This is a genomic window from Nocardioides sp. HDW12B (assembly GCF_011299595.1).
Taxonomy (GTDB): domain Bacteria; phylum Actinomycetota; class Actinomycetes; order Propionibacteriales; family Nocardioidaceae; genus Marmoricola_A.
Genome location: NZ_CP049867.1, coordinates 1116381 through 1130777, shown reverse-complemented (window position 1 = coordinate 1130777; position 14397 = coordinate 1116381). Strand labels below are relative to the sequence as shown.

Sequence of the window (14397 nt, the reverse complement as noted above, 5' to 3'; positions counted from 1 at the left end):
CGGGGGCGGCAACGACGGTGAACGGGCGGGAGGTCCCGCCCGTCCCCGTCGGCTGTCAGCCGCGGTTGACGGCGCTGGTCACGGCCCGCAGCGACGCGGTCACGATGTTGGGGTCCAGGCCCACACCCCAGACGACCTGACCGTCCACGGCGCACTCGACGTACGCCGCGGCGATGGCGTCGCCGCCGGACGACAGGGCGTGCTCGGCGTAGTCCAGCACGCGCACGTCGTACCCGACGCCGGCGAGGGCGTCGCAGAACGCCGCGATCGGGCCGTTGCCCTGCCCGCGCAGGGTCTGCAGCTCGCCGTCGACGTACACGTTGACCTCGAGCTGGTCCTTCTCCCCCGCCGCGGAGGAGGTGTGGACGGAGTTGAGCTTCAGCGGCGTGGTCGGGTCGAGGTAGGTCTGCGTGAAGTAGCTCCACATGCTGTCGGCGGAGACCTCGCCGCCCTCGCTGTCGGTGTGCTCCTGCACCACCCGGGAGAACTCGATCTGCAGCCGGCGCGGCAGGTCCAGCTTGTGCTCGGTCTTCATGATGTAGGCCACGCCGCCCTTGCCGGACTGGCTGTTGACCCGGATCACGGCCTCGTAGCTGCGCCCGACGTCGGCCGGGTCGATCGGCAAGTAGGGCACGGCCCAGGCGTGCTCGCCCACCGGTACGCCGGCCGCGGCCGCGTCGCGCTCGAGGGCCTCGAACCCCTTCTTGATCGCGTCCTGGTGGGAGCCGGAGAAGGCGGTGTAGACGAGGTCGCCGCCGTAGGGGTGACGCTCGGGGACCGGCAGCTGGTTGCAGTACTCGACCGTGCGTCGGATCTCGTCGATGTCGGAGAAGTCGATCTGCGGGTCGATGCCCTGGGTGAAGAGGTTCAGCCCCAGCGTGACCAGGCAGACGTTGCCGGTGCGCTCGCCGTTGCCGAACAGGCAGCCCTCGATGCGGTCGGCGCCGGCCAGGTAGCCCAGCTCGGCCGCGGCGACCGCCGTGCCGCGGTCGTTGTGCGGGTGCAGCGACAGCACGACGTGCTCGCGGTGGTTGAGGTGGCGGTTCATCCACTCGATCGAGTCGGCGTAGACGTTGGGCGTGGCCATCTCGACCGTCGCCGGCAGGTTGATGATGACCGGCTTCTCGGCGCTCGGCTCGAAGACCTCGATGACCTGGTTGCACACCCGGGCGGCGAACTCGAGCTCGGTGCCGGTGTAGGACTCCGGGGAGTACTCGTAGTAGACGGTCGTCCCCGGGACCGACTCCTCGAACTTCTTGCACAGCCGCGCGCCCTGGACCGCGATGTCGGCGATGCCGTCCATGTCGAGGCCGAACACCACGCGACGCTGCAGCGTCGAGGTCGAGTTGTAGAGGTGCACGATCGCCTGCTTGGCGCCGCGGATCGACTCGTAGGTCCGCTCGATCAGGGGCTCGCGCGCCTGCGTCAGCACCTGGATGACGACGTCGTCGGGGATCAGGTCGTCCTCGATCAGCATCCGCACGAAGTCGAAGTCGGTCTGGCTGGCGGCCGGGAAGCCGACCTCGATCTCCTTGTAGCCCATGTCCACCAGGAGCTGGAACATCTTCTTCTTGCGGGCCGGGCTCATCGGGTCGATGAGCGCCTGGTTGCCGTCACGCAGGTCCACCGCGCACCAGCGCGGCGCCTCGGTCATCCGTCGGGTCGGCCACGTGCGGTCGGCCAGGTCGACGGGAATGAACGGCTCGTAGCGGGTGTGCGGCATGCCGCTCGACTGCTGCGGGTTGTGCTCGTACGGGGTCATGGCTGGGTCCTCGCTGGCTGGGAAGGGTTCCGGAAGCGACACGAAACTCCGCAGCGAGGGGGTCCGGGTCAGCGAACCTCGCTGCGGCACCGAAGGAGGAGGCCGCGGGTCATGATGGGCCCGACCTTACCGCACCCACCCGGCACGGTCACCGTCAGTGGCCGGGTCCTGGCTCGGGTCCTGGCTCGGGTTCTGGCTCGGGTTCTGGCTAGGGTCCTGCCCATGGCCCGGCTGCTGGTGGTGCACCACTCCCCGACCCGGTCCGTGCAGGACCTCCACGCGTCGCTGCTCGAGGGCGCACGGCACCCGGACGTCGAGGGGGTCGAGGTCGCCGTACGGCCGGCGCTGGAGGCGACCGCGGACGACGTGCTCGCCGCCGACGGCTACCTGCTGCTCACGCCGGCGAACTTCGGCTACATGTCCGGCGCCCTCAAGCACTTCTTCGACAGCACGTTCCTCGCGGTCGGGGGCGCGCTCGCCGACGACGGCTCCGCCGGCGACGGGGACCGGCCCGGGACGGGCGGCACGAGCGGGCGTCCCTTCGGGCTGCTCGTGCACGGCCGGTACGACGTCACCGGTGCGGTCCGGTCGGTGCTCGCCATCACCGGGGCGCTGGGCTGGCGGCAGGCGGCGGCGACCGTCGAGGTGCTGGGCGAGGTGGGGTCCGACGACCGGGCACGGGCCCTCGACCTCGGCGGCACGCTGGCGGCGCTGCTGATGCCCTCCTGATGCCCGCCTGGTGCCCACCGGGTGCCCACCGGGTGCCCACCTGGTCCCCGCTCGGCGCCCGCCGCCTGACGCGCCCGTGCACGCGAACCGCCGCGGGGGCGGCGTACCCCTCGGTAGGGTGAGGCGGGTTCGCCGGACCAGGTGAGGGAGGATCGTGCGCGCACCAGCACTTCCGCGCGGGCGGGCCGCTGCCGTCGTCGCGGCACTGGCCGTCGTCGTGCTGAGCGGGTGCGACCAGAGCTCGCCCCTGGACGAGGTCTCCTCGCCCGAGGACGGCGGGTCGTCGTCGAGCAGCGAGCAGGTGGAGACCCCCGTCGAGGCCCCGGAGAACGGCCTGTGCCGGGTGCTCGACGTCGAGGCGATCAGCCAGCCCAGCGACGACACCGAGCCCGTGGACTGCCGCGAGGACCACACCGCGGAGACCTTCCACGTCGGCGAGCTCCCCGACGACGCGGCGTACGACGACCCGGCGCTCGCGGGCCTGGTCTACGACGAGTGCCAGAAGCGGTGGGCGAAGTTCACCGGCGCCGACGCCAGCCTGACGCTCCGCTCGATCGTGTCGTGGGCGTGGTTCCGGCCCTCGGAGTCGGCGTGGGACGAGGGAGCCCGGTGGTTCCGCTGCGACGTGGTCGCCGGCGAGGAGCGCCCCGACGGCCTGGTGCCGCTGCCGGAGACGACGAAGGGCGTGCTGCTGGGCATCCCGCCCGACCGGTGGCTGGCCTGCGTGAACGCCGAGGCCGTGCAGGACGCGCCGTACCTCTCGTGCGACGAGCCGCACTCCTGGCGCGCGGTCTCGACCATCGTGGTCTCGGAGAAGGAGAAGTACCCCGGCGACCGGCTCGTCGAGGTCCTCAGCCGCGACTTCTGCTCCGACTCGGTGCTGGCGTGGCTCGACTACCCCCCGCAGTACGACTACGGCTACACCTGGTTCGGTGAGGCCGAGTGGGAGGCGGGCAACAACCGTGCGGTCTGCTGGGCGCGCACGACGGAGTGAGCATGCGTCTGTCCCTCGTCACCCTGCTGGCCGCGGTCGTGCTGACCGGCTGCTCCTCGGAGGCGCCCGACCCGGCGCCCGCGGAGTCCCCGTCCGCCGAGGAGAGCTCGTCCTCGGCCCCGACGCCGCCTCCGCCGCCGCCGAAGGCCGGGGCCTGCTACGACCTCACGGTGGCGGCGGCCGACGACGCCTCCTCCGACGCCGACCCGGTGCCGTGCACGAAGGACCACACCGCCCGGACCGTGCACGTGGGACGGCTGGCCGCCCTGGGTGCCGGTGACTCGGTCACCGACCCGCGGGTCGGGCGACGGCTCGCGACGGAGTGTCCCCGCCGTGTCGACGCCTTCCTCGGGGGCGACCCGGTCACCCGCAACCTCAGCCGCTTCGTCGCCATCTGGTTCGTGCCCACCGACGCCGAGGCGGAGGCCGGGGCCGCGTGGTACCGCTGCGACGTCGTCGCCTTCGGGCGCGACGACGCCTTCGCCGCCCTGCCGCAGCAGCGCCTGGAGGGCGTGCTCGCCGCCGACGGGGCGCTGGACACCTTCGGCACCTGCGGCACCTCCGCTCCCGGGTCGCCGGGGTTCGAGCGGGTCATCTGCTCGCTGCCCCACACCTGGCGGGCCCTGACCACGCTCCGCATCGCCGACTCGGCGCGCTACCCGGGCGTGGCGAAGGTGCGCTCGTCGGGTGACGGCGCGTGCGCCGACTACGTCGAGAGCCAGGCCGGGTTCACCACCGAGATCGACTACGGCTGGGAGTGGCCGACCGAGGCGCAGTGGGAGACCGGGCAGCGCTACGGCTTCTGCTGGGCCCCCGCGTAGGTGCACCTGCCCAGGTCGCCGGTCGAGCTCGCGGTGTCCTGAGCCTGTCGAAGGGGCGAGACCCCGGCGCGCGGTCTGGGAGGATCGGACGGTGAGCGACGCCCCGCAGTCCCCTGACCCCAGCCCCTCAGCCACCGCCTTCCCGTCCGAGAAGGCGGAGGGGTTCCGCAGCGGCTTCGCCTGCTTCGTCGGACGTCCCAACGCCGGCAAGTCCACGCTGACCAACGCGCTGGTGGGCACCAAGGTCGTCATCACCTCGTCGAAGCCGCAGACCACGCGCACCGTGGTGCGCGGCATCGTGCACCGGCCCGACGCCCAGCTGGTGCTGGTCGACACCCCCGGCCTCCACCGGCCCCGCACGCTGCTCGGCGAGCGCCTCAACGACCTGGTGACGACCACCTGGGCCGAGGTCGACGTCGTCGCCGCCTGCTTCCCCGCCGACCAGAAGATCGGCCCCGGCGACCGGTTCCTGGTCACCGAGCTGGCCAAGGTTCGCCGTACGACCCGGATCGCGGTGGCGACCAAGACCGACCTCGTGAGCCCTGAGCGGCTGGCCGAGCACCTGATGGACATCCAGCAGCTCGGCGTCGATACCCAGACCGACTGGGCCGAGATCGTGCCGGTCTCGGCCGTCTCCGGCGACCAGGTGCAGCTGCTGGCGGACCTCTTCGTGGCGCGGCTGCCCGAGGGGCCCGCGCTCTACCCCGACGGCGAGCTCAGCGACGCCCCGGAGACCGCGATCGTGGCCGACCTGATCCGGGAGGCGGCGCTCGAGGGCGTGCGCGACGAGCTGCCGCACTCCATCGCGGTGGTGGTCGAGGAGATGAACCTGCGCGAGGACCGGCCGGCCGACAAGCCGCTGCTCGACATCCACGCCAACCTCTTCGTCGAGCGCGACTCCCAGAAGGGCATCGTCATCGGCCACAAGGGCTCCCGGCTGCGGCAGGTCGGCTCCGACGCCCGCAAGGGCATCGAGGCGATGCTCGGGACGCCGGTCTACCTCGACCTGCACGTGAAGATCGCGAAGGACTGGCAGCGCGACCCGCGCCAGCTGCGCCGCCTCGGCTTCTGACAGACCAGCCCCCTGGGCATGCAACCCCCAGAACATGTGACCCCTGGGCATGTAACGCGGGGTTATGGACGCCGACCCTGGGGTGTGACCCCTGCGAGCCGTCCATAACCCCGCGTTACATGGGGTTGTGCCGGTGCGTCTCACACGCCCCAGTCGGGGCGCAGGGGGACGTCGGCCGAGCCGTCGGGGTGCGGCTTGACCGCCAGCACCTGGTGGAGCTGGATGTCGTTGATCTCGAACCCGAGGGCGCACCCGGCCAGGTAGAGCCCCCACACCCGCGCCGTCGCCTCCCCGGCCTCGGCGACGCACTCGTCCCAGTGCTCGGCCAGGTTGCGCGCCCAGGCCCGGCAGGTCAGCGCGTAGTGCTCGCGCAGGTTCTCCTCGTGCCGCACCTCGAGCCCGACGTCCTGCATCTCGGTGATGATCCGCCCCGACCCGGTCAGCTCCCCGTCGGGGAAGACGTAGCGGTCGATGAACGCCCCGGTCGAGGTGGGCCGGTTGTGGGGCCGGGTGATCGAGTGATTCAGCAGCCGCCCGCCGGGCACCAGCCGGTCGCGCAGCCGCCCGAAGTACGCCGGGTAGTTGCGGATCCCGATGTGCTCGGTCAGGCCGATGGAGCTGACGGCGTCGAAGCCGGTCTCCCCCACGTCGCGGTAGTCGGCGTGGCGCACCTCGGCCACGCTCTCGAGCCCGGCGTCGCGGATCGCACGCTGCGCCCAGGTGGCCTGCTCGCGCGACAGCGTGACGCCCAGCGCGGTCACGCCGTAGTGGGTCACCGCGTGGCGCACCATCCCGCCCCAGCCGCAACCGACGTCGAGCAGCCGCATCCCGGGACGGAGCCCGAGCTTGCGCGCGACCAGGTCGTACTTGTGCGCCTGCGCCTCCTCGAGGCTCGCCCCCGCGGTCGGGTAGCAGGCGCAGGTGTAGGTCATGGACGGCCCGAGCACCAGCTCGTAGAACCGGTTCGAGACGTCGTAGTGGTGCTGGATCGCCTCGGCGTCGCGCGCCGGGCTGTGCCGCGCCCCCTCGACGATGCGACGCCAGCGCGGCAGCGCCTCCTGCGGCGGAGGCGGCGGGGGCAGCAGCTGCCCGAGCCCGAGGGCGCGCACGACGCGGACCGCCTCGGCCGGCGAGGGACGCCGGAAGGTCAGCCGGCTCATGAACAGCCGCAGCGCGTCGTACGGGTCGCCGGGGTGGACGCCGTCGAGCACCAGGTCGCCCTGCACGTAGGCGCGCGCCATCCCCAGGTCGCCGGGGGCGGTGAGCAGGTAGGCCAGGCCGCGCTCGGTGGCCAGGTGGAGCCGGACCGGGGCGTCGGGCGGACCGGCCGCGCTCCCGTCGTACGCCGTGAGCCGGAACGGCAGGTCGTGGGCGAACAGCAGCTCGAGGGCCGGCGCGATCGCGCTCGTGCGCTCGGTCCGTTGGAGGGTCGTCATCGTCGTCGCACCGCCTTGTCGTAGAGGGAGGGCAGCCGCCCGGCCGGGTCCAGCTGCGCGCGCAGCCGGTCCAGGTGGGCGGTGCTGTAGAGCGAGGCGAACGTCGCCTCGTCGTAGTAGGAGTCGGAGTAGAGCGACTTGTGGCCGCCCAGCCGGGTCACCTCGGCCTCGACGGCGCGGTTGCGGTCGCCGTCGGACTCGTCGGGACCGAGCAGGACGGTGCCCCAGAAGCCGACGTTGACGTACGTCGTGCCGGGGCTCAGCGGGTAGACCGGCCACGTCCGGGCGCTGCCGGGACCGGCCGGCTCGCGCAGCCGCAGCGGGCACACCCACACCGGCCGCATCCCGACCGCCTCGTCGAACCAGGCGACGAACGCGGCCAGCCGGTCGACCGGGACCTCGACGTCCTGCACGACCCGCTCCCGGCGCACGCCGCGGCGCCGGTCGAGCCGGGCGGTGATCCCGAAGCGGGCGTCGAGCCCGACCAGCCGGTGGTAGACGTCGCTGCGCCGCCACCGGCGCGGCCAGACCCGCCGCACCCGGGGATCGTGGAGGCCGAAGGCACCCGAGCACCAGAACCAGTCGGTGTCCCAACGCCACAGGTAGTCGTGGGTGGTGAGCAGGTCGGTGCCGCGCTGCTGCAGCGAGCGGAAGTACGGCGTCGCGCCGGTCCAATCGCTGGTCTCACCCGGCTCGTCGGCCCAGCGCGCCAGCGTCAGGTAGGCCTCGTCCGGGGCGAACACGACGCCGTCGAGGCCGTCGACGCGCTCGCTCTCCCAGGCCCGCTCCGCGCAGATCCGCTCGACGGCCGTGGCCAGCTCGGCGACGTCGTGGAAGCGCACGTGGCGCAGGGCCACCGTCGGCCCGACGGGCTCGAGCTCGATCCGCAGCCGGGTGGCGTAGCCCAGCGAGCCGTAGGAGTTGGGGAAGGCGTCGAAGAGGTCGTCGCCCGGCTTGACGGTGACCACCTCTCCGGCCCCGGTGAGCACGTCCATCTCGAGCACCGACTCGTGCGGCAGCCCGTGGCGGAACGACGTCGACTCGATGCCCAGACCGGTGACCGCCCCGCCGAGCGTGATCGTGCGCAGCTGGGGGACGACGAGCGGCACCAGGCCGTGCGGGAGCGTGGCGGCGACGACGTCCTCGTAGGTGCACATGCCCTGGACCTCGGCGGTGCGCTCCCCCGCGTCGACCTCGATGACGCCGGCCAGGCCGGTGACGTCGAGCCCCGCGCTCGACGTACCCCCGCCGGCCGGGTCGCGCCGCCGGAAGAGGTTGGAGGTGCGCTTGGCCAGCCGCACCGGGGCGTCCGCGGGCAGGGCGGCGTACGACGCCCGCAGGCGCTCCACGCCCCGCTCGTGAGCGGGCCACCCGACGATGCCGACCACCCTTTCAGGCTAGCGCCGAGGTACTAGTGCCCGGTGAACCGGCACGCGTGAGATTTCTGGACCGTCGACCCAACCTGCCGGGCTCCCCGACCGTCTACGGTGCATGAGGATCTCTGCACCAGGAGGTACGCCGTGAGCGGGCGACGCGACGCGGAGTTCGAGGAGCTGTACCGGACCACGTGGGCCCACCTGTTCCGGGTGGCGTACGGCGTCGCCGGCGACCGCACCGTCGCCGAGGACGCCCTCCAGGCGGCCTACGCCAAGGCGTACGCGTCGTGGGCACGGGTGCAGGCGGCCGAGAACCCCGAGGCCTACGTGCGCCGCATGGCGGTCAACGAGGTGCTGAACACGGTCCGCAAGCCGTGGTTCCGCGCCGAGCGCTCCACCGACGACCCGCGACCGTCCCCCCTCGACTCGCACGAGGGCGCGACCGTCGAGCGCGACGCGGTCTGGCGCGCCGTCCGGGCGCTCGCCCCGCGGCAGCGAGCGGTGATCGTGCTCCGCTACTACGAAGGCCTGTCGGAGGCCGAGATCGCCCGCACCCTCGGGTGCAGCGCCGGCACCGTCAAGTCCCAGGCCTCGGCCGCGCTGACCAACCTCCGGGCCCACGGCCTGACCTCCGTCCTGGCAGGAGACCCCGCATGAGCACCGACCAGCTGTCCCGCCTCCTCACCGAGCACCTCGACGAGGTCGCTCCCCCGCCGTCCGACCTCGCACGGGCCCGTGCGCGCGGTCGCACCGTGCGCTCGCGCCGCTGGGTCGCTGGCACCGGGGTCCTGGTCGGCGCCGTCGCGGCCGCGACCTTCGGCTTCTACCAGCTGGCCGACGGCGCCGCGGAGGTCATCCGACCGAGCGAGGAGGTCGCCGTCCCCGGCGGCTTCGACATGGGCGACGGCCTGCGCGCCGTGTTCTCCCCGAGCACCCGGCTCTTCCTCGGCGACACGTCCGTGCCGATCAAGGGCGAGGAGTTCTTCTGGCTCGACACCGACGCGGCGGCGTCGTCGTACGGCGTGCTCTACACCGACACCGACGGGACCATCCAGCTGCTCGAGCCGACCGGCACCCCCCGCCCGCTCACCGACGCCGGCCGGGTCCCGGGTGGAGCCCACCCCACCATCAAGGTCGACCCGGCCACCGACCTCGCCGCGTGGATGACCTACGACGGCGGGGAGCCGAGCCTCGAGGTCTACGACCTGGCCGCGGACGAGACCGTCGCCACGACCGCGCCGGACTGCATGGGCGACTGCGACGCCCTGGTCATCGACGCGATCTCCGACGGGCGCGTCCTGCTGCGCTCGGAGGCCGGCACGATCGCCTGGACGTGGGACTCGCCCGACCAGGAGTGGATGCCGCTGGCCGGTCCCGCCACCCGCTTCGCCGACGTGCAGAACCGGGTCGCGCTGTACGACGGCGGCCGGCCCACCCGGCTGCCCGAGGGCTGGCGCGCGGTGAAGGGTCCGGTCGACGGACTGCTGACCCACGACGGGGCGCACGTGGTCGCCTGGGACCGCGTCCTCCAGCCGACCACCCCGGGCGGCACGCCGATCCGTCTCGACGACGTCCGTGCCACCTTCTTCACCGTCGACACCGACGGCTCGGTCCTGGCCACGGCGTTCGGGCAGCCCGACGCCCAGGCCTACGACTGCGACGTCGTGACCGGAGCGTGCGAGAAGTTCGCCGACGTCCCACCCGGCGGCGGCGACCCGCAGTTCCCCGGCACCGACATGTGAGGCGGCCGCCTCATCGCTCCACTCAGGTGGTGGCGCGCGCCTGGACCTGGCCCCGCCGGTCGGCCCGGAACACCGGGACGTCGGTGCCGGCGAGGTCGCGCACGGCGTCCAGGTCCTCGGGTCGTACGTCGTCGGCGTCGGTGACGAGGGCGACGGCCTCGAGGCTCTTCGCCCCGCTGCTGACCGCCATCGCGACCGCGACCCCGACCGCGGAGACCTGCAGCGACGGCAGGTCGACGGCAGCGCCCGAGTAGGTCCGCCCGTCCTGGTCGCGCACCGCCGCGCCCTCGGGTGCTCCGGTCCGGGCCCGCGCCGAGCGGGCGAGCGTCACGATCTTGGCGTCCTCGGGGGCGAGCTCGTCAGGCATGGTTCTCAGCGTAGGAGTCGTGCACGGAGGCGTCGTCCTCGGGGCCGTCGTCCAGACGCGTCACGACCACGGTGCCGATCCGGTTGCGGCGCCCGGCCGGCCCCTCGGCCTCGAACCGCAGCCCGTGGGCCTCGACGACCGACCCGGCAATGGGGACCCGCCCGAGGTGCTTGCCCATCAGCCCGCCGACCGTCTCGACGTCGTCGTCCTCGATCGCCACCCCGCACGCCTCGTGCAGGTCGTCGACGTGGAAGCGCGAGCTGACCCGGACCGCCCCGGTGGCGAGGTGCTCGACCTCGACCTCGGCCTGGTCGTACTCGTCGGTGATCTCCCCGACGATCTCCTCCAGCAGGTCCTCGATGGTCACCAGGCCGGCGGTGCCGCCGTACTCGTCGACGACCACGGCGACGTGCGTGCGCTGCGACTGCATCTCGCGCAGGAGGGCGTCGACCGGCTTGGAGTCCGGGACGTACATCACCGGCCGCAGCACGCGCTCGATCCGCTCGGTGGTCTCGGCCTCGTGGCGGTCGAAGACGCGCTTGGTGACGTCCTTGAGGTAGGCGACGCCGATGATGTCGTCAAGGTTCTCCCCCACCACCGGGATCCGGCTGAAGCCGCTGCGCAGGGCCAGCGACATGGCCTGGCGCAGCGTCTTGTGGTGCTCGATGAACACCACGTCGGTGCGCGGCACCATGACGTTGCGCACGAGGGTGTCGCCGAGCTCGAAGACGGAGTGGATCATGGCCCGCTCGCCGGACTCGATGACCTGGCTGGCCTCGGCCATGTCCACGAGCTCGCGCAGCTCGGCCTCCGACGAGAAGGGTCCCTCGCTGAACCCGCGCCCGGGCGTGATGATGTTGCCGACCACGATGAGCAGCTGCGGCAGTGGCCCGAGGATGCGCGTGAACACCACGACGGGCGTCGCGCTCAGCAGCGCGACCCGCTGCGCGTGCAGCCGCCCCACCGTGCGGGGCCCGACCCCGATGGCGACGAACTGCACGACGAGCATCAGCAGCACGGCCACCAGGACCGCGAGCCGCTCGTCCTCGAGCCACCCGAGCACGACCTCGGTCGTCAGCACCACGGCGGCGATCTCGCAGAGCATGCGCAGGAAGAGCGCGGTGTTGAGGTAGCGCGGAGGATCCTCGGCGATCGTCAGCAGGCGCCGGGCGCCGCCGACGCCCTCGTCGAGCAGCTCCTGGGCCCGGACCCGCGACACCGAGGCCAGCGCCGCGTCGGCGCTGGAGAAGACCCCCGCCACGACCACGAGCAGGCCCGCGAGGGCCACCAGCCACGGGTCCCCGGTGCTCACGACGTCGTCCCTGGCCCCTCGGTCGGCGTCACTCGGGCCGGTCGCCGGCCAGGACGCCCTGCCACTCGGCGAGGAGCCGGGCCTGGAGGCCGAACATCTCGGCGTGCTCGTCGGGCTCGGCGTGGTCGTAGCCGACGAGGTGGAGGATGCCGTGCACGGTCAGCAGGTCGACCTCGTCGGTCGTGGTGTAGCCCTCCTGGCCCTTCTCGCGCGCCTCGGTCGCCTGCCGCTCGGCGATCTGCGGGCACAGCATGATGTCGCCGAGCACGCCCGGCTCCGGCTCGTCGTTGACCAGCCCCGGCCGCAGCTCGTCCATCGGGAAGGCCAGCACGTCGGTGGGGCCCTCCTTGTCCATCCACTGCTCGTTGAGCTCGGCGATGGTGTCCTCGTCGACGAGCTTGATGCACAGCTCCGCGAGCGGGTGGATCCGCAGCCGCTCGATGACGAAGCGGCACAGCTGCACCATGCGCGCGACGTCGACCGACGTCCCGGACTCCTCGAGCACCTCGACGCTCATCGGACGTGCTCCCGGGCGGGCGTTCGGGGACTCATCGCGAGCGGCCGCCGGTCCAGTCGGTGGTGGGGGTCGCACGCGCCTCGAACTCGTCGTACGCCGCGACGATGCGCCCCACGAGCCGGTGGCGTACGACGTCGTGGCTGGTGAGCCGGTTGAACGACAGGTCCTCCACGCCGTTGAGGATGCCCTCGACCACGCGCAGGCCGCTCTGCACTCCGCCCGGCAGGTCGACCTGGGTGATGTCGCCGGTGACCACGATCTTGGAGCCGAAGCCCAGGCGGGTCAGGAACATCTTCATCTGCTCGGGCGAGGTGTTCTGCGCCTCGTCGAGGATGATGAAGGCGTCGTTGAGCGAGCGGCCGCGCATGTAGGCGAGCGGGGCGACCTCGATGGTGCCGGCCGCGAGCAGCTTGGGGATCGTCTCGGGGTCGAGCATGTCGTGCAGCGCGTCGTACAGCGGGCGCAGGTAGGGGTCGATCTTCTCGCTGAGCGTGCCCGGCAGGAAGCCGAGCCGCTCGCCGGCCTCGACCGCGGGACGCGTGAGGATGATCCGGTTGACCTGCTTGTTCTGCAGCGCCTGCACGGCCTTGGCCATGGCGAGGTAGGTCTTGCCCGTGCCGGCGGGACCGATGCCGAAGACGATGGTGTGCTTGTCGATGGCGTCGACGTAGCGCTTCTGGTTCAGCGTCTTGGGCCGGATCGTGCGGCCGCGGTTGGACAGGATGTTGAGGCTCAGCACGTCGGCCGGGCGCTCCTGCGACTCCGCGCGCAGCATGCCGGCGGCGCGCTCGACGGTCTCGGGGGTCAGCCCCTGGCCGGTGCGCAGGATCGTGACCAGCTCGTCGAGCAGCCGCTCGGCCAGGGCGAGCTCGGCGGACTCGCCGCGCATCGTCACCCGGTTGCCGCGGACGTGGATGTCGGCGTCGAAGGCCTTCTCGATGATCGCCAGGTGCTCGTCGTTGGGGCCGAGCAGCGAGACCATGTTGATGCTGTTGGGCACGTCGACGATGTGCTGCGGCTGGTCGCGGCGCGCGTCGCGGGAGCCCGCGCCGGCGGCGGTGTCGTGGGATGTCGTGTCAGTCATGGACGGGCCTCGACGGCCTGGCCTCCTCGATCAGGGAACGGTCATCGCCATGCTACGGGAGCACGGCGACACCCGTCGTGGTCGTTTCGGCCCGGACCGGGACGCACCACGCGCTCAGCCCGGAGGCCACTGCATAGCGCGCCCGCCCAGCACGTGCAGGTGCACGTGGAACACCGTCTGACCGGCCCCCTCGCCGGTGTTGAGCACGAGGCGGTAGCCGTCGCCGAGACCCTCGGCCCGCGCGACCTCGGCCGCGGACGCCACCAGGTCGGCCATCACCGCGGGCTCGGCCGCGGCCAGCGCCGCGGCGTCGCGGTGGTGCGCCTTCGGCACCACGAGCACGTGCGTGGGCGCCTGCGGGTTGATGTCGCGGAAGGCCAGCGTCGTGGCCGTCTCGTGCACCACGTCGGGGGCGGGCTCGCCGGCCACGAAACGGCAGAACAGGCAGTCGGAGTCGGTCATGGCGCCAGCCAACCACGGGGCCCGCGTCGTCGTACGCCGTGCGCGGGATCACACATGTTCGGGCCCGTTCGGGGATGAACCCACATGCTTGGATCGTTAAAATAAGTGACAGACGGCGAGGCTGCCCACGGCCCGCCCCCACGACATCCCACCTCGATCAGGAAGGACCCGTCATGAGCATGGCGACCACCCTGCCCCCCGTCCCCACCTCGCGCCGCGCCCGACGTGCCCTGCGCAAGCTCGACGGCTACACCCTGTGGGCCTTCAACCCGCAGCCGCCGCTGACCTACCCCACCCGGCGCGACCAGCTCTGAGCCGGCCCGGGCCGGCCCGGGCCCGACCGACGCGACGCCCACCCGTCGTCCCCCGAGGACGCAGGTGGGCGTCCGCGCGTCACAGCGGGCTCAGTGCACCAGCTTGAGGCCGACGATGCAGCCGACCAGGCCGACGAGCAGCAGCACCTTCGCCGCGGTGAGCGGCTCCGCTCCTGTGGCCATCCCGTAGGCGACCGTCAGGGCGGCACCGGTCCCCACCCAGACGGCGTAGCCCGTGCCGACCGGCAGGGTGCGCAGGGCGTAGGCCAGCCCGGCCATGCTGAGCGCGATCGCGCCGAGGAAGACCAGCGAGGGCGTCAGCCGGGTGAACCCCTCGGACTTGCCCAGCGCCACGGCCCACACGGCCTCCAGGACACCTGAGACGATCAGGACCAACCACGCCATGACG

At 72.6% G+C, this 14397-nt stretch carries 16 protein-coding genes; 7 read left to right on the top strand and 9 right to left on the bottom strand.

What is annotated here, in order from left to right; all coding sequences use genetic code 11:
• Window positions 1-55 precede the first annotated feature (55 nt).
• The gene (gene leuA, locus G7072_RS05405; RefSeq protein WP_166084592.1) at window positions 56-1762 is read right to left on the bottom strand and encodes a 2-isopropylmalate synthase; all 1707 of its coding nucleotides are present in this window, start codon (window positions 1760-1762) and stop codon (window positions 56-58) included.
• 222 nt (window positions 1763-1984) lie between these two features.
• Between leuA and G7072_RS05400 the strand changes: the two genes are divergently transcribed.
• The 4 genes from G7072_RS05400 to era all read left to right on the top strand — a co-directional run bounded on the left by G7072_RS05400 (window position 1985) and on the right by era (window position 5378).
• Window positions 1985-2491, top strand: coding sequence for an NAD(P)H-dependent oxidoreductase (locus tag G7072_RS05400; protein ID WP_166084591.1), 507 nt, complete (start codon window positions 1985-1987; stop codon window positions 2489-2491).
• 154 nt (window positions 2492-2645) lie between these two features.
• Window positions 2646-3485: a septum formation family protein gene (locus G7072_RS05395; protein ID WP_166084590.1), complete on the top strand. Its 840-nt coding sequence runs from the start codon at window positions 2646-2648 to the stop codon at window positions 3483-3485.
• A 2-nt stretch (window positions 3486-3487) separates the two neighbouring features.
• Window positions 3488-4306 (top strand): septum formation family protein, encoded by an 819-nt coding sequence (locus G7072_RS05390; RefSeq protein ID WP_166084589.1) that lies wholly within the window; start codon window positions 3488-3490, stop codon window positions 4304-4306.
• A gap of 91 nt (window positions 4307-4397) precedes the next feature.
• Window positions 4398-5378, top strand: a complete 981-nt coding sequence (gene era / locus G7072_RS05385) for a GTPase Era (protein ID WP_166084588.1) — start codon at window positions 4398-4400, stop codon at window positions 5376-5378.
• A gap of 140 nt (window positions 5379-5518) precedes the next feature.
• Here the strand turns inward: era and G7072_RS05380 are convergent, their stop codons facing one another.
• A complete protein-coding gene (locus G7072_RS05380; protein ID WP_166084587.1) occupies window positions 5519-6814 on the bottom strand; it encodes a cyclopropane-fatty-acyl-phospholipid synthase family protein in 1296 nt (431 codons plus the stop codon).
• Entirely contained in the window at window positions 6811-8202 is a 1392-nt protein-coding gene (locus G7072_RS05375) for an FAD-binding oxidoreductase (protein ID WP_240917160.1), read from the bottom strand. Before G7072_RS05375 ends, G7072_RS05380 begins: the two co-directional genes overlap by 4 nt.
• 132 nt (window positions 8203-8334) lie before the next feature.
• On the opposite strand from G7072_RS05375, the gene G7072_RS05370 reads away from it, so the two are divergent.
• Both G7072_RS05370 and G7072_RS05365 read left to right on the top strand, forming a co-directional pair.
• Entirely contained in the window at window positions 8335-8847 is a 513-nt protein-coding gene (locus G7072_RS05370) for a SigE family RNA polymerase sigma factor (RefSeq protein WP_206063296.1), read from the top strand.
• Window positions 8844-9932, top strand: coding sequence for a hypothetical protein (locus G7072_RS05365; protein ID WP_166084585.1), 1089 nt, complete (start codon window positions 8844-8846; stop codon window positions 9930-9932). The genes G7072_RS05370 and G7072_RS05365 overlap by 4 nt, the downstream gene beginning before the upstream one ends.
• A 22-nt stretch (window positions 9933-9954) precedes the next feature.
• Here G7072_RS05365 and G7072_RS05360 read toward each other — a convergent pair whose 3' ends face one another.
• The 5 genes from G7072_RS05360 to G7072_RS05340 all read right to left on the bottom strand — a co-directional run bounded on the left by G7072_RS05360 (window position 9955) and on the right by G7072_RS05340 (window position 13674).
• Window positions 9955-10299, bottom strand: coding sequence for a cytidine deaminase (locus G7072_RS05360; RefSeq protein WP_166084584.1), 345 nt, complete (start codon window positions 10297-10299; stop codon window positions 9955-9957).
• A complete protein-coding gene (locus tag G7072_RS05355; protein ID WP_166084583.1) occupies window positions 10292-11611 on the bottom strand; it encodes a hemolysin family protein in 1320 nt (439 codons plus the stop codon). Before G7072_RS05355 ends, G7072_RS05360 begins: the two co-directional genes overlap by 8 nt.
• Window positions 11612-11639: 28 nt before the next feature.
• Window positions 11640-12128 carry an rRNA maturation RNase YbeY gene (gene ybeY / locus G7072_RS05350; RefSeq protein WP_166084582.1) on the bottom strand — a complete coding sequence of 163 codons (489 nt, stop codon included), beginning with the start codon at window positions 12126-12128 and terminating at the stop codon, window positions 11640-11642.
• Between the two features lie 31 nt (window positions 12129-12159).
• On the bottom strand, window positions 12160-13110 hold the full coding sequence (locus G7072_RS05345) for a PhoH family protein (RefSeq protein ID WP_240917256.1): 951 nt from the start codon (window positions 13108-13110) through the stop codon (window positions 12160-12162).
• A gap of 216 nt (window positions 13111-13326) precedes the next feature.
• Entirely contained in the window at window positions 13327-13674 is a 348-nt protein-coding gene (locus G7072_RS05340; protein WP_206063295.1) for a histidine triad nucleotide-binding protein, read from the bottom strand.
• A 173-nt stretch (window positions 13675-13847) separates the two neighbouring features.
• On the opposite strand from G7072_RS05340, the gene G7072_RS05335 reads away from it, so the two are divergent.
• A complete protein-coding gene (locus tag G7072_RS05335; RefSeq protein WP_166084579.1) occupies window positions 13848-13988 on the top strand; it encodes a hypothetical protein in 141 nt (46 codons plus the stop codon).
• 90 nt (window positions 13989-14078) lie between these two features.
• Here the strand turns inward: G7072_RS05335 and G7072_RS05330 are convergent, their stop codons facing one another.
• The gene (locus G7072_RS05330; protein WP_166084578.1) at window positions 14079-14393 is read right to left on the bottom strand and encodes a multidrug efflux SMR transporter; all 315 of its coding nucleotides are present in this window, start codon (window positions 14391-14393) and stop codon (window positions 14079-14081) included.
• Window positions 14394-14397: the final 4 nt, after the last annotated feature.

Coding starts and splice junctions, on each gene's coding strand:
- G7072_RS05330 (WP_166084578.1), bottom strand. CDS start 14,393: ATGGCGTGGTTGGTCCTGATCGTCTCAGGTGTCCTGGAGGCCGTGTGG.
- G7072_RS05345 (WP_240917256.1), bottom strand. CDS start 13,110: ATGGTCTCGCTGCTCGGCCCCAACGACGAGCACCTGGCGATCATCGAG.
- G7072_RS05365 (WP_166084585.1), top strand. CDS start 8,844: ATGAGCACCGACCAGCTGTCCCGCCTCCTCACCGAGCACCTCGACGAG.
- G7072_RS05335 (WP_166084579.1), top strand. CDS start 13,848: ATGAGCATGGCGACCACCCTGCCCCCCGTCCCCACCTCGCGCCGCGCC.
- G7072_RS05340 (WP_206063295.1), bottom strand. CDS start 13,674: ATGACCGACTCCGACTGCCTGTTCTGCCGTTTCGTGGCCGGCGAGCCC.
- G7072_RS05390 (WP_166084589.1), top strand. CDS start 3,488: ATGCGTCTGTCCCTCGTCACCCTGCTGGCCGCGGTCGTGCTGACCGGC.
- leuA (WP_166084592.1), bottom strand. CDS start 1,762: ATGACCCCGTACGAGCACAACCCGCAGCAGTCGAGCGGCATGCCGCAC.
- G7072_RS05380 (WP_166084587.1), bottom strand. CDS start 6,814: ATGACGACCCTCCAACGGACCGAGCGCACGAGCGCGATCGCGCCGGCC.
- ybeY (WP_166084582.1), bottom strand. CDS start 12,128: ATGAGCGTCGAGGTGCTCGAGGAGTCCGGGACGTCGGTCGACGTCGCG.
- G7072_RS05360 (WP_166084584.1), bottom strand. CDS start 10,299: ATGCCTGACGAGCTCGCCCCCGAGGACGCCAAGATCGTGACGCTCGCC.
- G7072_RS05400 (WP_166084591.1), top strand. CDS start 1,985: ATGGCCCGGCTGCTGGTGGTGCACCACTCCCCGACCCGGTCCGTGCAG.